General features: G+C 46.1%; 24 protein-coding genes and 1 pseudogene. 1 reads left to right on the top strand and 24 read right to left on the bottom strand.

Annotated elements, in window-relative coordinates; translation table 11 throughout:
- Positions 1-19: 19 nt before the first annotated feature.
- The 6 genes from AYY16_RS19125 to AYY16_RS19100 form a co-directional block, all read right to left on the bottom strand.
- Positions 20-892 (bottom strand): hypothetical protein, encoded by an 873-nt coding sequence (locus AYY16_RS19125; protein ID WP_067370516.1) that lies wholly within the window; start codon positions 890-892, stop codon positions 20-22.
- Positions 882-2,798 carry an AAA family ATPase gene (locus AYY16_RS19120; RefSeq protein ID WP_067370514.1) on the bottom strand — a complete coding sequence of 639 codons (1,917 nt, stop codon included), beginning with the start codon at positions 2,796-2,798 and terminating at the stop codon, positions 882-884. The genes AYY16_RS19125 and AYY16_RS19120 overlap by 11 nt, the downstream gene beginning before the upstream one ends.
- Complete coding sequence (locus tag AYY16_RS19115) at positions 2,798-3,862, bottom strand: metallophosphoesterase family protein (RefSeq protein ID WP_067370511.1); 1,065 nt, start codon at positions 3,860-3,862, stop codon at positions 2,798-2,800. Before AYY16_RS19115 ends, AYY16_RS19120 begins: the two co-directional genes overlap by 1 nt.
- A gap of 219 nt (positions 3,863-4,081) precedes the next feature.
- The gene (locus AYY16_RS19110; RefSeq protein ID WP_067370508.1) at positions 4,082-4,846 is read right to left on the bottom strand and encodes a hypothetical protein; all 765 of its coding nucleotides are present in this window, start codon (positions 4,844-4,846) and stop codon (positions 4,082-4,084) included.
- 86 nt (positions 4,847-4,932) lie between these two features.
- Positions 4,933-5,262 (bottom strand): cullin, encoded by a 330-nt coding sequence (locus AYY16_RS19105; RefSeq protein WP_150385164.1) that lies wholly within the window; start codon positions 5,260-5,262, stop codon positions 4,933-4,935.
- Positions 5,263-5,628: 366 nt separating this feature from the next.
- Positions 5,629-5,937, bottom strand: coding sequence for a hypothetical protein (locus AYY16_RS19100; RefSeq protein WP_067370499.1), 309 nt, complete (start codon positions 5,935-5,937; stop codon positions 5,629-5,631).
- A gap of 568 nt (positions 5,938-6,505) precedes the next feature.
- Between AYY16_RS19100 and AYY16_RS19095 the strand changes: the two are divergent.
- Positions 6,506-7,379: pseudogene (locus AYY16_RS19095) on the top strand (RepB family plasmid replication initiator protein); the annotation flags it as partial.
- 219 nt (positions 7,380-7,598) lie between these two features.
- On the opposite strand, the gene AYY16_RS19090 reads toward AYY16_RS19095, so the two are convergent.
- The 18 genes from AYY16_RS19090 to AYY16_RS20040 all read right to left on the bottom strand — a co-directional run bounded on the left by AYY16_RS19090 (position 7,599) and on the right by AYY16_RS20040 (position 24,640).
- Positions 7,599-7,961 carry a hypothetical protein gene (locus tag AYY16_RS19090; protein WP_067370495.1) on the bottom strand — a complete coding sequence of 121 codons (363 nt, stop codon included), beginning with the start codon at positions 7,959-7,961 and terminating at the stop codon, positions 7,599-7,601.
- Positions 7,962-8,250: 289 nt separating this feature from the next.
- The gene (locus AYY16_RS19085; RefSeq protein WP_208020750.1) at positions 8,251-9,090 is read right to left on the bottom strand and encodes an SPFH domain-containing protein; all 840 of its coding nucleotides are present in this window, start codon (positions 9,088-9,090) and stop codon (positions 8,251-8,253) included.
- 20 nt (positions 9,091-9,110) lie between these two features.
- Complete coding sequence (locus AYY16_RS19080) at positions 9,111-9,299, bottom strand: hypothetical protein (protein WP_067370492.1); 189 nt, start codon at positions 9,297-9,299, stop codon at positions 9,111-9,113.
- A 103-nt stretch (positions 9,300-9,402) separates the two neighbouring features.
- Positions 9,403-10,170 (bottom strand): DUF4241 domain-containing protein, encoded by a 768-nt coding sequence (locus AYY16_RS19075; RefSeq protein ID WP_162271079.1) that lies wholly within the window; start codon positions 10,168-10,170, stop codon positions 9,403-9,405.
- Between the two features lie 264 nt (positions 10,171-10,434).
- On the bottom strand, positions 10,435-11,157 hold the full coding sequence (locus tag AYY16_RS19070) for a hypothetical protein (protein ID WP_067370486.1): 723 nt from the start codon (positions 11,155-11,157) through the stop codon (positions 10,435-10,437).
- On the bottom strand, positions 11,158-11,334 hold the full coding sequence (locus AYY16_RS20380) for a hypothetical protein (RefSeq protein WP_156665034.1): 177 nt from the start codon (positions 11,332-11,334) through the stop codon (positions 11,158-11,160).
- 23 nt (positions 11,335-11,357) lie between these two features.
- Positions 11,358-12,101, bottom strand: a complete 744-nt coding sequence (locus AYY16_RS19065) for a hypothetical protein (protein WP_067370482.1) — start codon at positions 12,099-12,101, stop codon at positions 11,358-11,360.
- A 1-nt stretch (position 12,102) separates the two neighbouring features.
- Positions 12,103-12,234: a hypothetical protein gene (locus AYY16_RS21485; RefSeq protein WP_263317271.1), complete on the bottom strand. Its 132-nt coding sequence runs from the start codon at positions 12,232-12,234 to the stop codon at positions 12,103-12,105.
- 158 nt (positions 12,235-12,392) lie between these two features.
- A complete protein-coding gene (locus AYY16_RS19060) occupies positions 12,393-13,538 on the bottom strand; it encodes a RecA family protein (protein ID WP_067370479.1) in 1,146 nt (381 codons plus the stop codon).
- Between the two features lie 2 nt (positions 13,539-13,540).
- Positions 13,541-13,801 (bottom strand): hypothetical protein, encoded by a 261-nt coding sequence (locus AYY16_RS19055; protein WP_067370476.1) that lies wholly within the window; start codon positions 13,799-13,801, stop codon positions 13,541-13,543.
- Positions 13,798-14,742 (bottom strand): 5'-3' exonuclease H3TH domain-containing protein, encoded by a 945-nt coding sequence (locus AYY16_RS20375; RefSeq protein WP_067370473.1) that lies wholly within the window; start codon positions 14,740-14,742, stop codon positions 13,798-13,800. The genes AYY16_RS19055 and AYY16_RS20375 overlap by 4 nt, the downstream gene beginning before the upstream one ends.
- Positions 14,743-14,801: 59 nt before the next feature.
- On the bottom strand, positions 14,802-15,791 hold the full coding sequence (locus tag AYY16_RS19045) for a hypothetical protein (protein WP_067370470.1): 990 nt from the start codon (positions 15,789-15,791) through the stop codon (positions 14,802-14,804).
- Positions 15,792-15,952: 161 nt separating this feature from the next.
- Entirely contained in the window at positions 15,953-16,492 is a 540-nt protein-coding gene (locus AYY16_RS19040; protein ID WP_082970822.1) for a hypothetical protein, read from the bottom strand.
- Positions 16,493-16,569: 77 nt separating this feature from the next.
- Positions 16,570-17,010 (bottom strand): hypothetical protein, encoded by a 441-nt coding sequence (locus tag AYY16_RS19035; RefSeq protein WP_150385168.1) that lies wholly within the window; start codon positions 17,008-17,010, stop codon positions 16,570-16,572.
- A gap of 86 nt (positions 17,011-17,096) precedes the next feature.
- On the bottom strand, positions 17,097-20,630 hold the full coding sequence (gene dnaE, locus AYY16_RS19030) for a DNA polymerase III subunit alpha (protein WP_067370721.1): 3,534 nt from the start codon (positions 20,628-20,630) through the stop codon (positions 17,097-17,099).
- A 172-nt stretch (positions 20,631-20,802) separates the two neighbouring features.
- Positions 20,803-22,104: an AAA family ATPase gene (locus AYY16_RS19025; protein ID WP_162271078.1), complete on the bottom strand. Its 1,302-nt coding sequence runs from the start codon at positions 22,102-22,104 to the stop codon at positions 20,803-20,805.
- 171 nt (positions 22,105-22,275) lie between these two features.
- A complete protein-coding gene (locus AYY16_RS20045) occupies positions 22,276-23,187 on the bottom strand; it encodes a cobaltochelatase CobT-related protein (RefSeq protein WP_082970821.1) in 912 nt (303 codons plus the stop codon).
- Positions 23,162-24,640: a hypothetical protein gene (locus tag AYY16_RS20040; protein ID WP_082970820.1), complete on the bottom strand. Its 1,479-nt coding sequence runs from the start codon at positions 24,638-24,640 to the stop codon at positions 23,162-23,164. The genes AYY16_RS20045 and AYY16_RS20040 overlap by 26 nt, the downstream gene beginning before the upstream one ends.
- Positions 24,641-25,107 lie beyond the last annotated feature (467 nt).

Here is a 25,107-nt window from a genome sequence, read left to right as displayed (position 1 = left end):
TTACCTGTGTGTGTGACTGTTAAAATGATCCCATCAGAAAACTTTTGCCGTTAATAACGACTTCCGACGATTCAGCGGCACTGACCACTTTCTCCGGTTTTTTGATTTTCTGCTCTTGTTTGACAACCCGCTTTTCTGCCTTTTGAACAGTCAGGTCGCTCGATGAAGCAGAGAACCCACCTGATGCCAAAGCCGCAGTGCTGTAGTCCCTGTTAATTTCAGGGAATGTTGCATCAATGCGCAATTTGAACTTCATCCCTTTCTCAGAAATGCTGTATCTGTTAGTAGGATCGACGTGACAGCATTTTCTTATTTCACTTGATGCTTCCTCACTATCTAACAAAGACAGTCGCCCTGTGAACGTCTGAGCGACTTTCTGCATAGCTGCGTGAAAGCTGGTATTGAGATTAAACAACGCATTGAAATCGCTATGCCGGATTTTGCATAGAAACAGCTTGCGGTTGCTTTCCCACTCACCTTTCAAATCCATAATCGCCGCATGATCGTAAACAGCCACCGTGTAATCACTTTCACCATCAAGCACTGTATTGATCCGGGAAAAAGCAATCTGTAAATCCGTACTGCCCTCAAGCATTTTCATCGAAAGCCAGGTATCAACTTTTTCTGTCGTTTCAGAACCAATCAGCTTAGTCAGCGCAGCTTTCTCTGAATGCCAGTCGTCTGCCGTCAAAACATGAGATCCGGATTTATCAGTGTCGATAAAATCCTGAAAACAGCTTTTAAGTGCAATAGCGATTGATACATCTGATTCACTTTTGGTTTCAAGGTCATGCCCGGCTTCGACAAACGGGTACATTACAGACAAATTATGCAGATCTACCATTGCCAGTACCGATTTAACAAAATCGGCCTTTGTAAATTCAGCAGACATAGGAGCGACCGCCTTTTGATTCAACGGTGATAGTTTCTCTGAACCATGATTTCATTTCTTTGTGAGAGATAATCATGACAGTACCGCGCTCACGCGCTTTCACTTCCAGAATAGCCATGAGACGTTCCAGCCCCGCAACGTCCAGCGCATCATCGATTTCATCCCCGATAAACAACTGAATGTTTTTCGTCGCCCGGCTTGCAACCAGATCCTGCAATGCCAGTGCGGTTGCGATACGCACTTTACGTTTTTCACCACCGGACAGACCCGCGAATGACTTACTCGCTCCCTCTTTGCTGACAGCGATATTGAATTTATCTTTCGCTTCGCCTTTTTTGGTCAGTTCCATCGTTGACCATACCGCTGTGATCGAACCATCAGACAGTGTATTGAGATACTCCGCTGTTTTGGCATTCAGATACGGCGTTACGTTTGACAGGATATGACTGCGGACACCGGCCGGAGAAAACACTTTCCGCGCCTGTTCCAGTAAATCAGATTCACCGTCTAATTTTTCTTTCGTTACTCTTAAAGTCTTTAAATCATCTTTCAGAAGCGCGGCTTCCGCTTTGGTCTTCTCAATCAGAGAGGTAAACGGATTTTTCTCTGACTCAATGGCAGTCAGCAGCTCACGCGCTTTGGTCAGTGCCGTTCTTGCTGTATCTTCTGCCGTCAGTGACTTTTCCAGAAACATACGCTGGCGTTGCAGCGTGGCAACCTTATCCATTTCCGCGTCAACGTTCGGGCGGGCCGCTTTCAGTGACTCAAGTACCGCCTCTGCTTTGGTCAGTTGCTCATCAATGACTGTAATTTCCGGCAACAGGGTTTCCGTGATTTTCACCATGTCAGCGCGGGCTTTATCCGTATGACCTTTTTTGACAGTCGCCAGATCTGCTTCACAATACGGCTTACCACACTCGGTACACGGCGACCCGACTTTCTCAGAGACACCAGCCGCCTGTTCCATTGCGTTCTTAGCCTGTAATTTGAGGCGGTCAATCTCGCTTCGTTTAACGCCGTGCCCCGCCCTGGCTTTGGCAATCGCCGTCGTCATGTCACTGATTTTTTTATCATGCTCAGTCACGCCGGAAATGCTTGTGCGGATGCCAGCGATTTTAGCGTCGATACTTTCAAGTGACGGGCAATCCGCATTGGCAAACTCAATCTCAGTCAGAGATACCTCTGCTTCGTTCACTGCCTTTTTAGCATCGTCAATACGCGCTTTACGCGCCCGTTCCCACTCATCGGCGGACATTACAGTTTCTTCGGATGTTTCAAGCGCACTGATAAACGCACGATCCGCAACTGTGATTTTACCTGCCACACCGTCACGTTCTGCCAGTTTTGCATTGTGGCGGTCACGGGCAATATCGTAAGAATGGGTCAGACGATCTACACCCGCCGCTTCTTCCACAATAGCTTTCAGGTTTTTATCTGTCATGCCAGGCAAATCAGGCATGTTTTCCTGACTTGCGTAAATTGATGCCAGAAACACCTCTTTTGATGCGCCGATTAGCTTTTCAATAAATTCCTGAGTCAGCTTATCAGTGCCTTTGGTCAGATCACCGTCTTCACAGGACACCAACAGGCGGTTTTTGTTGGTAGCGTGAGCGCGGTGGCGCATGATTGCATAACGCTTTCCCTCGTCCTCAATGGTGACAGAAACGCGGCAGTTCTTTTCATGTCCGGTACTCAGCACATCGTCAGCTTTAAGTCCGTTAGCTGTCTCACCGTAGATGCCCCAGCATAAGGCGTTCATCAGAGTCGATTTCCCCGATCCGTTGCTGTTGGCTGACGTATCATCGGTATTTTTGCCCTGAATCAGAATCAAGCCACGGTCGTTCAGCTCCACTTCCGCTTCCGCGATCCGCATGAAGTTTTCAACAGTCATTTTCAGGAATTTCATTATTCTTTACCCTCCGCCTGGGACAACACGTCTTCACACAACGCCGTCAGTTTCGTCACATCAATATCTGAATCACTTTTACCCAAAAGAACACAGTAACTGCCGACCGACTCTTTCAGGCTGTCAATCCGGGCTGTTGCCGCTGTTGCCTCGCCAGCCCCAGCCAGTGCCGATTCTTTTGTGAAGTTTCGAGTCACACCGGCTGCACCCATCAGCACGGCCACTTCTTCAAGGTATTTCCCAGCTTCGTCGTCCTTAATGACAGCGCGGATGCGGACGTAGTTACCTTTGATCAGCGATTCATCCATATCACCTTCAAGCTCAATGAAAACCGGCGCACTGGTTGAGTGCTGGGAATATGAGCCGTCTTCGTTAATCAGCATGTAACCCGCTGTAGTGCCGATATCGCCCCAATTCTGGTGAGTCAGTGCGCCGATGGAAATGACACCCGGGATAACTTCTTTGTGGTTGTGGTAATGCCCAGATAAAACATAACGGAAACCCAGCCCCTCAAATTCCTCAGCCTCCATACCAACGTCCGGCATACCCGGTATCGCTTTGTTGATGGACGTGTGAATAATCAGGTCATTCGGTACGGATGAATCCAGCGTTTTAGCCAGCTCTTTCACCGTATGCAGCAGAGACTTGTGATCGTTGTACCAACTGATCATGTGAACCTTTACGCCGTCAATATCGAACGTATGAGGCGATTTTGAGCACACGATATGAGCGCCGATTTTAGAAAATGAAGCAGAGGCGTTGGCAGAGAACACTGAATCGTTTGTCTCAAGATCGTGGTTCCCCGCGAGGATATACACGTCCAGACCGAGTTCGTTGATAATCCAGTCGTACAGCTCAGACGTGTAGTGCAGGACTGTAGGCGCGATAGAACCGCGCACATGGAACACGTCGCCACCATGAAATAACGCTTTTGCCCCAGCAGCTTTCGCTGCTTTAGCCGCCTCACGGGTAGCATCTAACTGAATTTTGAGACGTGAGTTCATTCCGTCATGTGAGGTTTTAGCAAAGGCATCCCAGACGTGATAGTGCGTGTCTGAAATCAAGCCGTATAACGCTTTTTTTTATCTTCATTTTAATCTGCCTTGTAATACGTACTTAACTACTTATGTGATAGCTGATGATATCAGAATGATAAAGGCAGTAAAAATAAAAGATAACGCGTAATAACGTTACCTTTAACTTTATAATTTACAAAATAAATTTCTGTATTTTTCTTTGATTAATAAATCACTTGAATTGAAATCACATTTTTGCATTAACTATTATAAAACTTTAACATGTTCATTGTCTGTAATTGCATACGTAACACTAATCTCATTGTATCCAAAATCAAGCCCTTTAAGAAAAGGTGGTAATCTTGTTTCCTTTACAGCTGCCTCAATAGCTAAACAATATCCATCGGCATCCGGTCCTCTCCCTCCTGGTGACTTTCCACCATCCGGCCTAGTCCCTGTAATGGTGCCATCAGAACGATGGTTAACAACTAACCAGCATGTTTCCCCTGTTGGTTTAACCTCAACTGAACGAACAACTTTAGAAATATGAGCTTCTAACACTCTTTCGTATGCGATTTTTAAATTTTCATCGACAGGTATTACTTTCTTTTCTTCGCGGACTATACTCTTTTCTTTAGCTACTTTTTGATTGTTTTTCTTATTGAGCGGCACTGGATAGTTAATACCTGAATATCCAGACCATCCTCCCATGTATATAAGCGCAGATAGTCCATACTGGATATTTTCGGGCATATTCCCGTCACCGAATTTATCTTTGACCCATTTACGTGATTCTAACCGTATACGAGCATCAGCCGCACCGCTGCTCATATTTTGTGATGAAAATTGTTTACCCGCCTCACAAAAGTCAGTTAAAACTTCAGTAAAATCATCTTGATAGGCTTTATATAACGGATACATTTCGGCCATAGCATATCCGTAATCACTCAACGGCCGCTTACAATCAACGTCTGCCTGAGCATTAAAAGAATTTAAAAACAATGCCGATGTAATAAATAATATCTTTTTCATAGTGAATTTAAGTAAGATTAATTAATTCCTGCACATTAATCCCTTTATCAGCCAATGTCCATAAATCAAATGTGTCTGTGATGATATTATTTATGCCTGAACATGTTGATCACATTGTCGGTCAGTCTGGCTGGCGGCGTACCCAGCTTGTTATCGATATCGTCAATAATTTTATTGGTAACGCCCTCGATATAAATCGCCGTCAATTGCGAATCCGGTTTGAGGAAATGGCCGTATGATTTTCTGATCACTTTTTCAACCTCTGCGACATTCCGGTTTGCCATCGCAATGTGATTAAACTGTGAGTGGATTTCAAGCATACGGTCAACGCCACCGGAAATAACACTCTGAACTCTGCCAAACCGAAGTATTTCACCAGTCGCGGAGTCTGTCAGTGCGACAACCTTTCCGACCACAAGCCGATCCCGCCATGTCGTCCCGGCGCGGAGCGTATTGAACAACGGGAAGTGTAAGCCAACGTAGGGCTTTCTGAATGGTATAGACGGAACAAACCTCGCACATGTTCTGATAATTGCCTCAGCATGTCCCTCAGTGAGTTTAAGCGCTGTTTGAACAGGGCAGTTGCCGGCTATTGAACATATCTGACAAAGATGATCGTTACGTTTCCTGACCGACTCCGGTTCAATGGTGTAGACGCCTGTTTCAAGACGCCTCACCCTTTTGTATTTATTTTTAAGCTCGGACATGAAATGCCTTATTTGTTTTATTGGTATAAGACAAATATATCCGAAAAATAAGGCGTTGTGCCGATATGCCTGTAATTATTCAACCTCCGCAGTTATGGTGATCGGGAACTGCTTCACTGGCATGTGAAGATTGTTTCCGACAATCACCTCAAACTGATCAAGAGTGAAAAACGTTCCCTGCCAGTTTGTTATGGTTTCTTCCCCGATTTTAACCATTGGCTGCGGGAATCGCGGCTGTTCGTGACGTTCTTTCGGATGCAGCGGGTGTTTGCCTTCCGGCATCATTTCCCCAAGATATTCACCGATACCGAGAATAGACAGGTACTTAACCCCATCGTGCATTGTGACGCCTGTACTTACAACAATCTGCTGTCCGACTTCCATAAAATCTACTCCGTTGGTTTTGTTTATGTGCTGATTATGGACAAACGAATAAGGCGATAAAGTTGCATGGCAAGGCTGTTATCCACATTATCAACAGGATAGATCCAATAAATAAGTTCCATAGAGATCAAATAAAAGATCAAAAGAGATCCCCAATCTCCGCAGACGCTGCGGCACTTGGCCTGAGAGCGTATCAGTGACCACTGTAGGGAGCGGCTTAACCACTGTAAAGAGAGGAATGACTGCTATAGAGAGAAGATTGACGGCTGAAATCAGTAAAATAGACCGCTGTAGAGAGCAGATGGCATTTTCTATCCACAGGGCGGATATTCACGTTATCAACAGGATAGATCCAATAATAGATCCAAATAGTTCCAGAAGAACCAATAGATCCCCGTGCCAGATTACGTAATGATATCAATAGGTTTAAACATTTCATGACCACTATAAACAGCAATGCGACCACTGTAGAGAGTAATTAAACCGCTATAAACAGTGACACGACCACTGTAGATAGGAATAATAGACCACTGCGGGGAGTGTGCGAGATTAATCGCGGGGATAAATAGTGGCTGAGATATCAATACCTAACAGTGAATTGGCTTCTGCTTTTACGGAAGTAAACAAAGAAACAGGTGAGTTGATCACGCTGACACCAAATACGAATAACACCGTTCAGCCGGTCGCGCTTATGCGGCTCGGGTTGTTTGTACCGACACTAAAATCTACTGCCCGCAGCAAGCGAAACCTCATGTCCTCAATGGATGCCACCGAGGAATTAAAACAGCTTTCACTCGCTAAATCAGAGGGATATAACAATATCAAGATAACCGGTGAACGGCTTGATATGGATAACGACTTTAAAACGTGGGTCGGGATCATCCATTCGTTTGCAAAGCACAAAGTCATTGGTGACAAAGTCACCCTGAAATTTGTCGATTTCGTAAAGCTCTGCGGCATCCCGTCCGCGCGATCTTCAAAGCGGCTCAGAGAACGACTGGATGAATCACTGCGGCGCATCGTATCAACCACACTGTCATTCACAAATGATTCAAAGGCTTATCATACCCACCTTGTCCAATCTGCCTTTTATGACATGGACAAAGATACCGTAACGATACAGGCTGATCCGAAGATATTCGAGCTGTATCAGTTCGACCATAAGGTTTTACTCCAGTTGCGGGCAATCAATGAATTATCTCGTAAAGAGAGCGCACAGGCGCTCTACACGTTTATTGAGAGTCTGCCATCAAATCCTATCCCGGTGTCGCTGGCGCGACTCAGAGCGCGTTTGAACCTCAAATCAAGGGTTAACACTCAGAACGCCACTGTCCGACGGGCATTAGAACAGCTAAAAGAAATTGGCTATCTGGACTGCACTGAGGTTAAAAAAAGGCAATGCGGTCTATTTTCAGATCCACGAACGCACCCCTAAGCTCAAGAAAAATAAGGTTGTTAAGACGGTCAAAAAAAGTAACGACCACTAAAGGGAGAAAGACCACTGTAGGGAGTGACGATACGGTTTTAGCAGAACTGACAAGAGAAGAACTAGAATTGTTAGAAAAACTCAGGAAATCAAAGAAGTAACCGTGCAAAGACCGCTATAGAGAACATTTTCAAACAGACCGCTATAGAGAGTAACGCCCTCTATAGCGGTCTTTTTATGCAATAAATTCGCAATGTGACAACGTAACGTCTATTTTATCGGTAGTGACGGTGTAACTATCACTGTCCTTTCTATAGTGGTCATTTCCAATGTAACCCATTGTTTCGTTGCCAGTTTTAGTGGTTAGTTCTGGCGATACATAGACCGTACCGTTTATTTTTACCGAGAAGCGCCGACCGGTATCGACCACTATAAAGAGTGAATCTTTACCCTCTACAGTGGTCTTGCAGCTCAGAACCTTTTTAATCAATGTTGCGTGTGGTGTGGTCGAAACACTCGCAGCAGCGGGGAGACAGTACGCAACAGCAGCAGCCATGATCCAAAGCAGGATGAACACAGGAGCGATAAATTTTCTCATGAAACACCCCGCAGTCTTTTTATCTCCGCGCTTACGTGAGGGGCGCACAGGAACATCCAGAGCCAGCATTTTAAGAACGGAGCGGACTCATGGCGGTTAAGCAATGTATTAAACATCAGACCGGAAAACCCGATATGAAGCAGAAAGATGATAATAATTAGTGTCATTAATTTACCAAGTAGGTAAATTAATACCTACGTCGTGAGTGAGTTTATTGTGTGTAAAGACTTGAGATTCTATTATGGCTAAATAAAAAGGCGCTTAATCAGCGCCTTTTAAATGGTCAGAGTTATTGTGCTGTTTCGCTGCCAACGTCGATAAATGGCATCGGGGCTGCTCCGCCGATAAACTTAGGCATCATGCCATTCCATTTATTCACTGCTTCGAGCTGAATAACTTCCGGATTCTTACGCAGCGCATCACCGCGCAGGGTAATTGCTTCTGCGTCTGCATGTGCTTTCAGCCGGGTTGATTCAGCAATACCACGGGCTTCCTCAATCGCTTTGTCAGCCTCAGCTTTTGATTTTTCAATTTCGTTCTGGCGCATCTGCGTTTCCTGAACGGCACGGTTCTTTTTGTTGATAGCGTCAACAACTTCCGGCGGGTACTCCATTTTGCCTAACCAGCTCACTTTCTGGATATCAATACCGACCGGTGCCAATTGCTTGCGTAAATCCTCTGTGACCGATTCCAGCAGAGCCGTTTTGCCGCCGTCCGCCAGTTTGTCGATATTCATTCTGGAACCGTGGTTAATCAGAGAGTCTGCGATTAACTGGCGAATGTTGTTATCCGTAATTTCCTGAACGCCTTTGCGGTAGGTTTTGAACACTTCAATCACTTTGTCTTCAACCACGCGATACTCAATACCCACCGATGCGGTAATACTCATGCTGTCAGAGGTTTGGAATACGAAAGGTTGTTCGTATTGGTGCATCTGCTTAAACAGAGGAAAGAGGTAAACTTCTTCATTCCATGTCAGCCAGTATTTTCCGGTGCCGAGTTTTTCGTTTTGCACGCCTTTGTCGCCGCCGTACAGATCGACTTTGATACCAACGTTGCCAGCCGGAACTTTGGCGCGTTCACAACCTGAAAGACCAACTACAGAAACGACAGCAAGCATAGCCACCATCAGACCTTTACGAATATTCATTAACGGACACTCCATTTTTTGATTTGTTTAAAACAGTCAATCGTCACAACAGGGACGATAAAAAAGACCACAATCAACGCGCCAAGAACACCAAAGTCGCTTTTTGCCGAAAACAGGGTCGGGGTGAGAAAGCAGAGCAGAAAAATGTTCAGCAATGCCGTACATACAATCAGAAAATAAATTTTCATATTACCTCACTTTGTTATTGAGGTGATTCTTATACATTAACATCAGTAAGTAAATACCTAATATTAAAAATGTCATATCTGCGTCGTTGTTATAGCTATACACTTATTCATCATCTTCACCATCACCAAGCGCCCCCATGTAATTAAAGGCAACGGCGATTATTTCCCCGTTTTCATCAGCGATGATATGAGCGTTGTACCCGCCGTCTCCGAATCCTGATGAACTGTTAACACCCATAGCCTGATTTGAGCCGGGCAGAGTGATGGTATTTGTGGTTAGATCTAATTCACCCAAATCCCAATCACAGCACAGGCTGTAAAATATCTTATGTTCGGGAGAACAGCCGGATTCGGGACTGGCAACTGTCTCAAACACAGAAAGGTCGAACATACCAGCCTGACCACTATCCACGCCGACAGCTATGTCTTTTGCAACAGCCGCAGCTTTAAAGGTTTCAATTATATTTTCATTACTGAATCGTGGATCTGCGTCATAGTCAGAGTGAACGGAGAACAGGACTGACGTTCTTCGGTGAAAAGAGCCGGCTTTCAGATTATTTATTTCCTCGTCGAAACAACGGGTTTCTTCGGTTTCGATAATCGCGGCGGTGTGCATTTCCGTTATTAACGATATTGCTTTTGATAGCTGTTCACTACCGTTGTCTGGAAATGCTCTTTTAATTTTAATTTTAAGCGTTGTCAGTTGGTAAAAATCACCGTAACGAAGTGTGTCAACTTCATGTTTGGCGTTGGTAAACCCTAAGCCATTGAGCAGTGACAGCAGGTCGTTACAGGATTTCTTGAAATTTTTGTCTCTATCAAGCCGTTTTTTCAGGTCTGACAAATAAATAATAAAATCAAAGTCAGACACTTCACCATAAATACCGGTATTCCATATTCCGTTTTTCACATTGTTCAGAGTGCCGGCGCACCACACATCCATTGAGTAGCAAGGGTCTGTCAGACGCATGGCGCCGCTGGTGATAACAAACGGCTTTCGTTCTGAGAACGCCGGTTGCGGGGTAGGAATGTTGTAAGCATCAATAACAGCTTTAGCCCCAGCTTTTTTTTTCGCTGTATGACATAAATAATATCCTTATGTAATTTTTATAAATTGGAAATGTTAATTGTTTAGTTATCTATTTATTTTGGTAAGTGGTGACAGTATTTTTTTTGCGTGGCACCAAGCCTTAAATGCTTTTTCTGTCTCAATGCTTTCATAGCGATAACCGATATGAGCCACAACAAGACCAGCCTCTATTGCGTATTCGCTTTCAAATTCGTTGCGTACCGCATCAGGAGACGTTTTAACGAGAGGGGTGAGTAGTTCAGTAGGAATGGACTCTAATGCTTTACGTACAGCGTTGAGACGGGATTCCATTCGAGAGTATAGAGGGTTAGTAACTACCGGCCAGTCAACCGCATGGGGCGCGTCACAAAACAATTGACTCAGACAGCTGCCGCTCCAGTAATCACAGCAATCTGATCTTAGGTCACTCGACCGTTCAGCATCAGTACGCATTTGTCGGGCTAGTGCGCCGCTAAGTACACCCTCACGGCGGCGAGTCAGGATCTCGTTTTTCACAAAACGCAGCGCCGCTTCGCTACTGGTATCATCGACAACCGGATGCAGACCTGGGGCGAGACAGCCGATCAGGTAGTCGTTATCGACACGGGTGAGAAAATCCACCAGAGAGCCGCCCATAGCTCCCCATGATGCCGTCCATGAATCACTGAACTCAGTGACTGTCACGCGCCCTCTGCCGCTGCCGTAATCATCGAGATTAACCAGAATAGGGTCGTGACGTGCAACGTCAGTGACGGTCAGTCGGAGTGAATTGTTGACTTCAACGTTCATTTATTTTTTTACCTTTTGCTTGTTATAGCGGCACATAACAATGACAAACCAGACTGGCCATAAAACACCGATAATGATTTTTCTGATGTTGCCTTTTATCCGTGTATCAGCGGCAATCAATGTTGTAAAACACGCCAGCACTGAATATCCGATCATCAGAAACAGGATTGCGACCATAAATACCTCAGTTGTTGTTTCAATTATTTTATGGAGCTGGTGACAGGCGGAATGTTCAGGTCGTTGTGACTCTCCAGACCGATTTCTGTGATACGATCCATGCCTAATTTCATCACTACAGCGGTCATGGTGGCTTCGATTTCAGCTTTTCCACGGGCAACAGTTTCATCGACAGCTTCCTTAGCCAGGTTGACGGCGAAACTGAGATTTGCCGGGAGATTGCCGACCTGTGACGATAAATCGCTGTACAGCTCTACCAGCTCTTTCTTTCCTGCCTTTCCTTTCGCAACCATCGCACCGAGCACGGCAACGGATTCACGTAGCTTTTTAAGCTCACGCGCCGCCGCTGTGTCAACGTCCACTGACAAGCGTTCATGAAAAGGTGCAGGCTTAATTGCCGGTGGCGGAGAGTAAATATCACCGGTGCGGTAATGGCTGAGTGTGCAGGGAATGCCGCTGCTTGTATTTGGCGTTGTGATCATGGTGGCGAACTGGTGCATCGACATGGAGAAATCAGCAATAAGAGGTTTAACGTTATTTCCACGGGCTTTGCCGTAGTACACATCAGCCTCAGAGCTTTTTTGCTCCTGTCCGAGCTGGAGGGTAAAGTGCATGTATGCACTGTGATTAATGTCAGAGCCAAATAGCTGACAACCGGTGGTGTTGGTAACGTTCATAGTGATGATACCGAACGACGGGTGCTGACTGACAACATCACCACACTCATCAGTGCGAACATCCGGCATTGTAGCGGCTTGTCTTACCATTTCATTTTTCCTTTGCTTGTAACTTAATTAATGAACGCTTTGCCACAGCCGCACTGCGGATGTAAAACAGTCGTTCTTTGTGGAAACATTTGCCTTTCGGCAGACCTATCAGGAAAGCGAGATTTGCTTTCACTGACTGCCTGTACATGGTTATCTCTAACATTTATAAAGTACGTATCTGGTTACTTATGAGAGCGTATATTAACGTTATGGAATCGGTACGCAAGAAATATCTATAAGAATTGCAGGTACAAAAAAAGGATGCTCTCGCATCCTTTTAGTAGTTGAGGGTCAGACAGTCACATCAACATCGCCGTATTCTGTATCATCAACCGGCTTATCAGCATCGTTCATTTCAGTAGCAGAGTCGGCGGCTTCGGCGTTATCTTTGTACCAACGTTCCAGCAGACTGACGATTTTATCGTTAGGCATTTTCTTGAAGCTGGCAATAACATCTGACCGGGAATAGGCTTTGTCACCAAGCATGATGCGACCGGACGAGTTTTTTTGCAGATAGCCGATCAGAAGCATGTGATCTACCAGTGACTCCGTAGAATCAATACCGATATCCGTGTCGTAGTAGAAATTCCACGAGGCGGTTTTGAACGGCGGGGCAACCTTGTTCTTGATTACTTTCGCGGTTACAACGTCACCTATACGCTCATGGGTCGTTTTATCCTTAATCTGAGCTTTGGATAACTGAACACGAACAGAGCATGTAAACGCAGGGGTTTTTCCGCCCGCTGCTTTCGTGTTGTCACCGAACGTAACGCTCAGATCCTGACGACACTGATTCAGGAACAGAACGCAGACGTTATAGTCACTCGCCCACGAGGCAATAGTCGGGAAGTAAGCAGCTGTACAACGCGCCAGTGCCGTGTTGTCGTTCATATTGAGGTCGTCTTTCTTCGACTCTTTGCCGTTGGCTTTGTTGGTCATTTTCTCCTGAATTTGCTTAGGGATCATGAACGCAAGCGAATCGAACACCAGCGTGATAGGCGTTTCCGGATCGATAATTTTTTCTTCGCGGATAGTCCGGCAGATATTCCCGGCGTATGCGATGGATTCCTCAAAGTTTTTAGGATGCTGATAAATCCAGTTACCGTTTTCACCCACATCCAGACCGCATTTCTCGGCCAGCTTAGAGTCGAAACTTTTCTCATGATCCATGAAAATAGCGATACCACCGACTTTCTGACAGGAAATCATGGCTTGTGTGGCGATGTAAGTTTTACCGCTTGATTCCCAGCCAAACACCTCTGACACGCGACCACACGGAAAACCGCCGCTGTAGCTGCCGGAAACTGCTTTGTTCAGATGAGGCAAACCGGTATCAAGCCACACGGTAACATGCTGCTGCTCTGCGTTTTTCTTAACGTGTTTTTTGAAAAAGCTACCCATTTTAGCTTTTTTGTCTTTTTCAGTATCTTTTGCCATGATTACGCTCTTTCTAACGGATATAAGGTCTTGAGGATTTCAGGGTGAATTTCATCCAGCTTGAAGTTTTTCAATACGCGGTTGTGAATGTTGATGCAGTGACCGTAAACTGTTTCCAGCTCACGCTCCGTTACAGCTACATCGGACTGTTTCAGAACGCGGCGGACATTGGCTAAACCGTCACGCCCATGCAGAGCGATAATTTCTTTTGCCAGATCTGTAGGCGTTGTCTTAACGCCTTTATTAATCAGGGATGTGATCATGCTGGTTCACCTTTTAATCCGTATCGGTCGAACGGTGTATAAAACACGTCGAGGTCTTCTAAAATGGTCTGGAAATTCAGTTCAAGCAGCAGCAAACGCAACTTTTCAGGACTGTAGTCACGAGGGATTGATGTGATGGTGTCTGGTTTAAGCGGACAGCTACGCAGCATCATAAGCGTGAGGTTCCGCTTGAAGATATCCAGCATTCCCATACCCTGTGCTTCGTTAAATTCATTTTTAGCCAGCTTGATAAACGCATTACGCGCCCGGTTCTTCATCAGCTCATCACCGGCAATGACAAGATTGCGGATAGCAGCAACAGATCCGTACTCAGCTAAAAAGTCTTTAGCGCCTTTTTCTCCGATACCACCAACGCCCGGAATCGTGTCTGAGGTATCGCCGTGCAACGCTTTACCCTGAATGAATGAAAGTGGGGTGTGATAGCCGGTGTCGTCGAAAAAGTTTTCGATACGCAGGATTGAATCGTCCCGCTGATTGATGAAAGAAACCTTTTCATCCACCAGTTGTTTGTAATCGCCGTCACCAGACAGCAGGTAGATGTGGTCAAATTTGTCTTTATGGGTTTTGACAAACAAGCCAGCCAGATCATCCGCTTCACCGTCTTCCGCGATATATTGCTCAACGCCTAAGTGAGACAGTGCTTTCTGGATATACGGGCGTTGCAATTTAAATTTCTCTTTCATCGCCTCCATATCAGCGTTAGGAGCACGGGTTTTGTAACCCGGAAAGATAGCGTTGCGCTTAACAGGCTTACCGTCCCAAAGCATAATCACACGGGCTTTCTGTATTGAGGCAAAACGTTTGATAGATCGCAGCGTATTGAAGATAGCCTGAGTTTCCATATCGCCGGCTTTCAGGACTGCCGCCGATTGCTGGTGGTAATAACCCTGACTGTGTGCGTCAACTAATAACAGGTTCATTTTTCTTCTCCAATAACAAGGGGCGCACGAATGCGCCCCCGTTTATTTCACTCTGACAATTAAACGCCTTCCAGTGCTTTCATCATGTCCGCCAGATCCTGTTCTGCCAGGGAATCATTGGACGGAGAAGCAACCGGAGCAGCAGGAGTAACAGCAGCAGCGGATGCGGTGGCATCAGCAGCGCCGGTAAACTCAACTGCGCTGGCTTCCGCAGCAGCAGACTTGGCTGCGTCAGCAGCACCTGTGTCAAACGGAACATCATCAGCCGGTTTTGAAGAAGAAAAGCCCGGCAATTCACCAACACCGGTTGTGCCGGTTGCTGGCAGCGAAAGCGTTGAGCTTGCGGAGAATGCGATACCCGTTGACGCAGCAATAATTTTGCCGGTCAGCGCGTATTTGTTTACATCATCCTGTGACTTAACAAAACTTTCGAGGTTCAGAACGCCGGTTTTCAGTTCTTCCGGAATAGCAGCCTTACCCTCACGGCGGGATGGTGAAACAGAGTAACGAGTTTCACGACCAGCACCGGTACGGTTGATCATGTAACAGTAGCCATCAGTCGCGCTCAGTGGGTTGCCGATAACATCGGTCATGTCTTCGTCGATAAGTTTCAGAATGTCTTCAAAGACGGTCTGAGGCAGTTCGATAAGCTGACCTTTTTCAGCAGTTCTGATATCAGGTGTTGCGGTCAGTGCGCCGTTCACTAGATAGCGGAAACTTGACCGTGAATCCTGAATGATTTCTTCCATCACTTTGTTGCCTTTGTGTACCGCTTTTGCTTCCATCAGCGTGTTACACAACTCACATGGTTCACCAAACGCTACGCTGCGGCAGATTGACGCGACAACTTTTTCTTTCCCGTCTTCTTTGGTTTTTGCATAGTGCATACCGAACGGATGGAAGAAAACTCCTTCAGCATCATCAAAGTTAGGGAAGATGCGAAGATACTGTACGCCGTTTTGCATTTTGGCAATGTCAACGCCACGACTGGCGCGTTTCTCTGCCATTTCTTTACGCTTGCCGCGAATGAGAGCTAATAAGTTTGACATACAAGGTTCCTTAATTTGTTTTGTTAGGTTTTTTTTTACGTTTGGTTTGTTTGTTACGTTTGTTTGGCAAAGAAGCATTAACCACTTTGCCTGTCACTACATCATTGCGGAACAAATAATAGATCAGTAAATACATACATGAAAGCTATTTTTTTCGGGTGTTATTTTTTACCAGAAAATGTACCCGCGCCTAAAATTTCATAATCAAGAATGGCTTTTTTTGATGCCTGAACCACCATGTCACGGCGGTGACGCAGACCCTCTAATGCTCCTTTGTACAGATCAGCCATTTCGCGTGACTGAATGAGTTTTTGCCGTGCTGCGGATAATGTCCGGGCGATAATTTCGGTCTTTTCCGGCAGCTCCTGAATGAAAGTAATATTCAGATTCAAATCAGGATCAAGCCCCGAAAAATGGCGCTCTATCTGTTTGACCATTGCCTCGATAGCCGACTCTGAACTCTTTGTGCCGTTCATGCTTCGCGCTGAACGCACGATGTTATAGATAGCCGCATTCAGTGAATCAACACGGTCTTTTTCATCCGAACAGACGCGCTCCGCCTCCGCTAATTTTGCCGTGTATTTGACGATTAACTCCGGTTGTGTCGTCCAGACAGAATCGAGGTTGTTCAGATCTGTCTTTAAATCACTCAGTATCTGATCAACGACGATATCCCGTTTAGTTTTTGCTATTTCTGACACTATGCCGCCTTTGTTAGATTGATATAGGTATTAAAATACCTATTATTACTTGCAAATATTTTTTGATAAAGCGGTTGTTACGCCGCTCTTTGCGCGTACAGCTTTCTAAACTCTGCAACTTTGCTTGTCAAAGCCTCAACGTCTGCGCCTTGTTCGATTAATTCATCCAGATCCCCGCCGCAGTATACGTTCATTTCCGCGATACGAGTCTCCGCTGATGTCAGAAATGAATCACGATATGACAGGATAGCGCTGTAGGCTTTATCGGTGTTGCTGCTGGTGGCAAGTTCACGCAGCAATCTGTTTAATTCATCCAGACCACATTTTTCCATCATGCCTTTGGCTACAGAACGCAGACGACGGTTAACACGTTCTCCATCCAGTAACGCCATGTGACGAGCGATTTCGAGGTTTGTCGCGGCGATAATAAACGCGCCGAATCGTGAGGACATAACTGCCAGTTTCGCTTTTTCGCGCACTTTGTCAGTAATTAACGGTGATACTGTTGTCATTTCCATTTTGCGTGTCTCTTGCGTTGTGTGTAACGAAATAGTAAGCCATTCAATCAGGTGATCATGCCACAACTGAACGGCTTTGAAGGTGGTTAATCCATGCCTACAGCGGCGGCGACTTCCGACACTATCTTAATTAACTTTTCATCTTCTTCCGGTCTGAAATATAGGATGTTCGGGTTGAATGCGTAAAACACGGTGGCATCCATATCAGCGAAGTATTCCTTTCTGCCGACCAAATCAGACGGCTTGGATTTGTTGTTGAACAATGATGATGCGAGACTGCCGCATGTCATGATATAGGTTGGTTTAGCCAGCTCGATTTCAGACTTAATGTATTCGGAGAACACGGCCAGATCTTCTTTGGAATATGACTTCTCCCCATCAGCTTTGGCTTTTTTCACGACACCGGTGATATACAGATCCCCCATCAGGAAACCGGCGTTTGTCAGGATGGAACGAAACTCGTTATACCCTGATTCCATAAACGTACCGGCCTTCACATCACCTTTACCGGCTCCGTCCAGAATGATCATAAACTTAGGCTTTCGACCGGTGCGAGGTCTGACCAAATCATTACCCAAGCCGGTATCTCTGGCAATATTGTTCATAAGCAGATTGATGTTTGCGTTTGTTTTTTCATCCATCACAAATTCACGGGAGGTTTTAACAGCCTCGACAATCAGATCCCCCATCAGCTCCGCCTGGTCTTTCCGCCGCGATTCATCACTGGCCGGCAATTCACCCGGTGTTATCGATGCCAGTGCGCCGACACGTTTGAGAGATTCAATAACACGGGAGTTACAGGATCGTTTATTGACGACCTCAACGAACTGCTCAGTATTCAGGAAAGTGCCGCCTACTTTGGCTCTGGCTTCCACAATGGCTTTACTGCCGTTGCTGGAACAACCCTTGATTGCGCTGAAAGGTGCGAACAGGGTAGGGCGTCCGTCGATATCGAAAATCTCCATCCGCTCACTGGAAATATTAATGTCAGGAGGCATCACGGTAATACCATAGTCCATAGCATCCAGAACCAGATCCTGATGTTTATCTTCGCCTAAAATGGTGATAGCTGCCGCGAAGAACTCCGCCGGGTAGTAGGTTTTTAACCACATCGCCTGATAACTGATCAGCGTATACGCAACTGAGTGCGATTTGTTGAACTGGTAAGCACCGTTCTTTTCCAGCGCATCCCAAATTTCGTTCGCCTTTTCCTCAGTCAGTCCGGGCTGTTCTGATCCTGTCACAATACCAGTTACTCGATTACCCTCGATTACAAGCTCTCTGCCGCTCTCAAGCGCGTTTTCTGCTGTCAGCTTATCGTCGCCGCATTTGAAATGTTCCGCGCGGTGTACAGTGACCACAGACCCGTTTTCCAGCGTTAGGTCAATCCAGCCAGCGCCAGCCTGTGCTTTAAAAAGCTCACCCATTTTAGCCATTTTACCGGCATCTTTTTTACCGATAGCTTTACGGACACCATCTGCCTCCGCCAGTGTAAATCCGCCGAGGATCTGCACCGTCTTCATGGTTTGTTCCTGATACAGAATAACGCCGTTCGTTTCTTTGGTTAGCTGGTCAAGGCGCGGGTGGAATGAGATCGGCTCTGAATATCCTTTGGCGACCTCAACGAACGTGTCCAACATGCCGGACTGAATCGGCCCCGGACGGAATAGTGCGGTTGTGGCAACGATGGTTTCAAACGAAACCGGATCTACGCCGCCGCCAAGATCTTTAAGCAACTTACGCATCGGCGCGGATTCCAACTGGAACACCCCTTTTGTCCGACCGTCAGCGAAGTTTGCCATGACCTTTTTATCATCTAATGATACTTCATTGAGTTTTACCACTCCGCGCCCGTGACGTTCGCTGATGTAATCTACTGCCAGTTGAAGCAGATCGAGCGTTGCCAGCCCGAGCACGTCCAGTTTAATTAAGCCCATATCCTCACAGTGACGTTTATCCCAATTGATAACACGTTCATCCCCTCGTCGCTCAATCACGGCACGTTCACGGATTGGCACACTAGAGACAATCATACCGGCTGCGTGACGGCCATAACTACGCATAAGGCTTTTCAGTTTACAGGCGGATTCAAAGGCTTGAGGGTGTTTAATAGCGTATTTATCTAATGCCGCCAGTTCCTCTCTCAGTTCTTCAAGCGTTACATCGTCGTCTTTTGCAGCCCAGCCAACCTCTTTAGATACTGCCAGGTCTTCCGCCGGGATATTAAAGATACGCGCTGAATCACGGATAGCAGATGCCGCCTTGAGATAGGAATAGTTGACTATTCCGGCAACAAAATCTTCGCCGTATTTGTCATACAGGTACTGGATAGCGAGGTGACGTTTTGATTGCGAGAAGTCCAGATCCGCATCGGGTAAATCCAGACGTTCAGGGTTAATGAAGCGCTCAAACAGCAAGCCGTGACGGATAGGGTCAACGTCAGTGATACTGACGCACCATGCAACCAATGAACCGCCAACAGAACCACGACCGGCACCGACAGGAATACCCGCTTTCAGTGAGTGTTGCATAAGGTCGGACACCATTAGGAAATAGCCGCAGAATCCGAGTCGCGTCAGCACATCAAGTTCGTACTTGAGCCGGTTGATATACTCCGGCCAAAGCGCTTTTGGTGGAGTGTGACCGAATGATGTGCCGGTAAGTTTGGCTTTTAGTCCATCAGCAGCCATTTTTCGCAGGGTTACGGCTTCGTCTTCTGCCATTTTCGGCAATGCAACGTCCATCTTGTGCCAACGCCAGTTACATTTTCCGATAATCTCATCCTGAGCGCCTGACACCATATCAGGTGACACCGCTGAACCGGTGCGGTCGCTGAACGATTTCAGGTTTTTCAGGAGGCAAATGCGGTCATTTATCGCATTGTCGCGTACATGCGGGGTGCGGATTCGATACCCCTGATCGGATTTGATGTTATTACAGACCTGATACGCGATATCTTTCAGATCCGCATCGTCGGTATTTTCGTAATACGCCGGATAGAAAGCCACCTTTTTAACAGATAAAGCCTCAGCAGCAGCGGTCGTTTTGATATTCACCTGATCAAAGAAAGGCGAAGTCATTGGGTAAACAGCGGCATACAAATCGTCACGGTTAATCTCAGCCAGACGGCTCATGATATCCATGCAGTCACGGCGGCGGAATACACTGTCAAAATCCGCAGTCATTAACACGATATTCCCTTTGCTGAATGCGTCTTCAACCTGAGAAATGTCCAGCCGTGGTGTTTTGTAATACTGATCTCGCTCATAGCCATAGCTGATAAGAGAACACATATCAGAGAAGCCCTGTTCGTTCTTCGCCATAGCGATAAACGAGTAACCAAAATCACGACTTACGGGCAGCAGCTCCTGTCCGTCCTCTTTTCGTTTTTTGTTCTCTGATTCAAGGAAAGGGTTATCAACGATACAGAGTCGCGTCCCGAGTATCACAGAAAAGCCCTCAGACGCTTCAAGCTGCATCGGGATAACTGCGGATATATTCATGGTGTCAGATGAAATAATCGCTTTGTAGCCGCGCTCCTTTGCGATTCTGACAGCGTTAGCCGCCTTGATGGTGGACTCACCTAACGAGAAGTCAGTTCTGGCAAGTAGGGCTTGCATTCTTTTTACCTCTTTTTCTTTTCGTACCGGCATCCAGCGGAAAGTTTTCATACGATCCGTAGATGTGAATAACACGTTTTTTTTGCTTCTGAATGACAGGACACCCTGTGCGGGCATACCGCGCAGAGTGTCGATTTCTCAGAGGCTGTTAATATTGAGCCGAAGCAGCCAATCATGCCGCTGTGCCGAAGATACGCTGTGCAAATTCGGTAACTGCGTGAGCAGACGCAGACGGCAGTTTGTTGATATACGCTTTCATCAGACCCAGCATAGGGTTCTGACGCATAACGCCGATCTTGCCGGCCAGAATCAGTTCACGAGGGCCGATAGGTTGTGAGATTTCATGTGCTTCAAAGGCTTCGCGGCAGCGTGTGGCGAATTTCACATACAGTCTGGACATGGCTTCCGGGATGCCGTTAGATTTCAGGATCTCAACTTCCTGTTCTTCCGGCATGTACTCGACCTTTGTAACCAGCGCGAAACGAGAGAAGTTTGCGGCGTTTTGCTGATTGGTGCCCTGATACAATCCTGTTTCATCACCCGATCCGTTAGTGTTGCCGGTAGCCACAAACGCGAAATGCTTATGCGGTGTTGTTCTGCGCCATTCAGGGGTTGCTTCTTTCAGGATCAGTGGCTCATTCTCAAGCACCGGCTGGTACAGAGACAGGATTTGTGGGTAAGCGAAATCATATTCATCCGCGAGGTAGATGATTCCGTGCTTCATAGCCATAGTTAAAAGCCCAGGCTCGAAGTAAGTGCGCCCGTCTTTAGCCAGAATCTGACCGGTGATGTGCGATTCTTCGGTTGACGCTGTGTGCTGCGCCCGGATAATCGGACGGTTCAGCCGTGCCGCTAACTGCGTTGGCATGGATGATTTACCAGTACCAGCATGACCCCACAGATAAGCCGGCATTCCTGTTGTAAAGCACATCAAAACGTCTTTGATTAATTCCGTGTCGCTGAACATATATGATTTATTAACTTCCGGCACGAACTCGGGAAACGGACGGTTGAGGAATACATCTGTAACAATCGGATTACCCAATGCGTTTGTCAGAGCGTGATGCGGTAGACCAAGAATTTCATTCAAGGCCGCTTTTTCAGTTCTGTACTCAGTGGTGCCGACATAGCCATGAATAGGTGTGACAGTTGCGGATGCCGCAGTTTCAGAAGATTCAGAGGCTGATTCCGCCGAAGCTGTCGCCATAGCAACGCGCCGTTCTTCTTCCTCTCGTTCCTGTTTTTTGATTAAAACGTCCATTGCCGCTTTGGAAACTGTCTGAGCGTTCGGGTATAACGCTTTGTATTTGGCAAGGGCTTCATTGGGACTCAATGGCTCGCCATTTTCATTTCTCGGGTGGCTGCTACATTTCAGCTCACCACTGTCTGCTTTAGGCGTGAAGTGCAACTGCATCATCACATCTTTCTTGCCGCACAAAGCGCAGTTGATACATGTAACATCTTTCTCTGACATTTTTTTTAACCTTAATCTGTATTATTGTGTGTGTGTTTAAAACTTATAGAAATACTACAATAAAAAATCAGGTATGTAAGCAAATACCTACATACCATTTTAAAGTTGTTCCTAGTAAGAGATCTATATAAATACTATAGAAGCACGGCTTAGAGATTTTCTACATCGCGGCTAGAATCCGGCTTTTCCTGTCAGTAGCAGATTGCGGATCGCGGAGATAACAGTCTTAGGCAAATCATCCACGGAATCGACTTCGGTATGATGTTTGTAGTAATGAGCCGGTGCGCTGCTCTGAATACCGACCGCCAGAATATCGATAGCGGTTTTGTTGGTGATAAAATCGACCACATCCACAAGATGCCCGGAGAATCCTCTACCGGCGGCACATGGCGCTCCGTCAGACAATACCAGCATGATCTGTTTATCCTCGGTTCTTCCGTTGTGGTGGTGCGCCAGCGCCAGAATAGACTCGCCGTCAGCGTTGTTCGCCAGTGGAATAGAATTGGTGCATAATCCAAGACGCGCCATGCAGGTGCTTGAGTTAGCTTTCTCATTCCAGTTTTTCAGGGTAGGCATAAAAAGAGGTTCAATGCGACTGGCTGAACGTGAGCTTGATACACCCATACAACCGGCAGTTGTGAATCCAGTAATAATGTTTGGTATTTTGATTCTATCAAGCGCGTCAGACAGGACGTATGCCGCCGCTACAGCAATTTCTATGCGGGAACCACCCATAGAGCCGGATAAGTCGATAACAAGCTGTACCGCTGCGTTTACCGCTTTGTGATCATGCTTTTTAAAGAATACGCGATCATCATTGATAGCCGGAACAGCCACTTTCCAAAGGCTGGACGAGTTAATTTTTCCGCGTCTCAGTCCATTTACTTTCTGAACACGGTTTTTACTGGCAATGGCTCGTTCGAGGTCTTTTGACAATGTTTGAGATTTAGCGGACAGGCGAGGCTCCACATAACGGCGGAAAAGCATCAATCCGTTTTTCTCATTGAAAACATAGTCTTTGCAATCAACATTCCACAAAACACCGTCTGTAAGTTCTTTAGGCGTTTTTTTTGATAAACGCATGAGCGTTTTCTAACAACCCGATAAAGTCATTAGATCGTGTGAGCGGCGTGTATGTTCTCGCACCGACAGACTTTATTTCTTCTGAAATCATATCGTTTGCCGCGTCTTCGGTGCTCAGAGTTTCCGGCGCGTCGTCGGACTCAAGCTCTTTTTTGTCACTTTCAGACAGGGATTCACCATCATCAGCGGGTTCGCCATCGCCGTCAGGATCGGACTTACTGTCAGAAAGTGGTGTTTCGGCGGGGTCGTCATGATCCTCATCGCCGCCGATATCGAGGTGGGACGGTTCTTCACCTGTATCACCACTACCAGCTCCACCAGAACCTCCGCTTAATTCATCAGTTCCAGCTTTGGATTTTTCATCAGAACTTTCACCTAACTCGTCAGATTTTGATTCGGGTTTTTCTTCTGACTCCCGATCTGGTGTTAAGTCTGGCAAACCGTCACCATCAGGCTCCGGAGTTTCGTCAGGCTCGTCACTGCTAAATTCATCTGTTTCCGGCGTATCTTCTTCTATATTATCTGGATTATCATCGGTATCTGAAGACGTATCATACGTATCATCAGAAACCTTATCGTGTTCGTCCTTTTCTTTATATGAGGCTTTGTCGTCCTCAGTTATTTTTTCAGCTTTATCCTCTGACTTTTCATCAGTAGGTTCCGGCTTATCGGACGACTCACCGTCTTCATCACCCGGTTTCGTTTCTTCGCTTGCCTTTTTAGACGGGTCAGGTAGTTTATCTTTGTCCTCTTTTTTCGACTTTTCTTCTGCCGCTTTTTCATCCGCTACGCGGAACGCTTTAATCAAATCCGCCGCCAGCTTCGCCGCACCCTCTGATTTGGTAATACGGTTGATGCGAACGCGGTAATTAAATGAGTCCAGTATCGCCATTTCCGACTCAAACCAGTCCCAATACGGCTCCATAAAATCGATAAACGGCGTATGTCCGCAGAGTGCGCGAGATACCGGCATCAGGAACACTTCAAGGAACATTTTACGGGTGTCAGATCCGCAAGCGTTTATCAGGTCTTTTATATTTTTCCCGAAAAAGCTATTGATAATATGCTGTTGAGTTTTAATCAGATTTTTCCGGCTACCCGGAAACATGAGCGCCATTTTACGCTCGATAAACGTGTCTTCAATCACGTTCCAAACGTGAAATGCTTTTTTGCCGTCGAGCAGTTTGGCGATGGACTGATCGGTGAAAAGGACGTGTGCGACTTCATGATCGATGAAACCACGGATAGCATTCAGCAGAGCATCCGAGGCTGTGTCAGGAATGGACGGGATGTTGATGTACTCCAGCTCACCAGTCTTTTTATTGTACGCGCAGTATGCTTTCGTACCGTAATCCACGACACGGATTTTCTTTGAGGATAACAGACTCACGACTGTCTGAACCGACTCGCGGAACGACAGCACCTCATCTCTGATACCTGGTTTTATTGCCATTTTTCATTTTCCTTTTTGCTGCATTTTGGGATGTGGAAACAATAAAAAAAAGCGTACAGGCAGTCAATCCTTACGCTTTAATGATGGGTAAATTTACTAGGTACAACTACAGAATGCGTGAAAGCACTCTTTCAGCTCCGGTATCGGTCAGCGTGTACAGGCGTTGTTTGTTTTTTATGCTGTGGATAATGATGCTGCCAGTATTTGAAATTTCTGAGGTGTCTAATGTTGTGTCAGTCAAGATTGCACATGTCTCGTCTTCGGTAAGGCAAACAGAACAATTTACATTAATTTCAGTATTACAGATAAGTAAAGACGCCATGTAACCCTCATTAATATGTATTCGAATACATATATTAGCTTGTTTTTTTTATATAGAAAATCTGGTTAGCCGATTATAGCCTGTGTTTTTTTTATATGTGAATAATTTTTATTACGATTTGAAATGTGTTACTTATCACAAATAT

This window comes from Morganella psychrotolerans (assembly GCF_001676155.1).
In the GTDB taxonomy this organism is placed as follows: domain Bacteria; phylum Pseudomonadota; class Gammaproteobacteria; order Enterobacterales; family Enterobacteriaceae; genus Morganella; species Morganella psychrotolerans.
This window is presented reverse-complemented; position numbering and strand designations above follow the sequence as displayed.

What these genes read in the sequence shown, in the direction of transcription:
- AYY16_RS19045 (WP_067370470.1), bottom strand. Translation starts at nt 15,791, where the DNA reads ATGTCAAACTTATTAGCTCTCATTCGCGGCAAGCGTAAAGAAATGGCA.
- AYY16_RS20380 (WP_156665034.1), bottom strand. Translation starts at nt 11,334, where the DNA reads ATGGTCGCAATCCTGTTTCTGATGATCGGATATTCAGTGCTGGCGTGT.
- AYY16_RS19125 (WP_067370516.1), bottom strand. Translation starts at nt 892, where the DNA reads ATGTCTGCTGAATTTACAAAGGCCGATTTTGTTAAATCGGTACTGGCA.
- AYY16_RS19110 (WP_067370508.1), bottom strand. Translation starts at nt 4,846, where the DNA reads ATGAAAAAGATATTATTTATTACATCGGCATTGTTTTTAAATTCTTTT.
- AYY16_RS19100 (WP_067370499.1), bottom strand. Translation starts at nt 5,937, where the DNA reads ATGGAAGTCGGACAGCAGATTGTTGTAAGTACAGGCGTCACAATGCAC.
- AYY16_RS19080 (WP_067370492.1), bottom strand. Translation starts at nt 9,299, where the DNA reads ATGAAAATTTATTTTCTGATTGTATGTACGGCATTGCTGAACATTTTT.
- AYY16_RS19035 (WP_150385168.1), bottom strand. Translation starts at nt 17,010, where the DNA reads ATGGAAATGACAACAGTATCACCGTTAATTACTGACAAAGTGCGCGAA.
- AYY16_RS20045 (WP_082970821.1), bottom strand. Translation starts at nt 23,187, where the DNA reads ATGCGTTTATCAAAAAAAACGCCTAAAGAACTTACAGACGGTGTTTTG.
- AYY16_RS19070 (WP_067370486.1), bottom strand. Translation starts at nt 11,157, where the DNA reads ATGAACGTTGAAGTCAACAATTCACTCCGACTGACCGTCACTGACGTT.
- AYY16_RS19120 (WP_067370514.1), bottom strand. Translation starts at nt 2,798, where the DNA reads ATGAAATTCCTGAAAATGACTGTTGAAAACTTCATGCGGATCGCGGAA.
- AYY16_RS19090 (WP_067370495.1), bottom strand. Translation starts at nt 7,961, where the DNA reads ATGAGAAAATTTATCGCTCCTGTGTTCATCCTGCTTTGGATCATGGCT.
- AYY16_RS19060 (WP_067370479.1), bottom strand. Translation starts at nt 13,538, where the DNA reads ATGGCAAAAGATACTGAAAAAGACAAAAAAGCTAAAATGGGTAGCTTT.
- AYY16_RS19055 (WP_067370476.1), bottom strand. Translation starts at nt 13,801, where the DNA reads ATGATCACATCCCTGATTAATAAAGGCGTTAAGACAACGCCTACAGAT.
- AYY16_RS20040 (WP_082970820.1), bottom strand. Translation starts at nt 24,640, where the DNA reads ATGGCAATAAAACCAGGTATCAGAGATGAGGTGCTGTCGTTCCGCGAG.
- dnaE (WP_067370721.1), bottom strand. Translation starts at nt 20,630, where the DNA reads ATGCAAGCCCTACTTGCCAGAACTGACTTCTCGTTAGGTGAGTCCACC.
- AYY16_RS19065 (WP_067370482.1), bottom strand. Translation starts at nt 12,101, where the DNA reads ATGGTAAGACAAGCCGCTACAATGCCGGATGTTCGCACTGATGAGTGT.
- AYY16_RS19085 (WP_208020750.1), bottom strand. Translation starts at nt 9,090, where the DNA reads ATGGTGGCTATGCTTGCTGTCGTTTCTGTAGTTGGTCTTTCAGGTTGT.
- AYY16_RS20375 (WP_067370473.1), bottom strand. Translation starts at nt 14,742, where the DNA reads ATGAACCTGTTATTAGTTGACGCACACAGTCAGGGTTATTACCACCAG.
- AYY16_RS19025 (WP_162271078.1), bottom strand. Translation starts at nt 22,104, where the DNA reads ATGTCAGAGAAAGATGTTACATGTATCAACTGCGCTTTGTGCGGCAAG.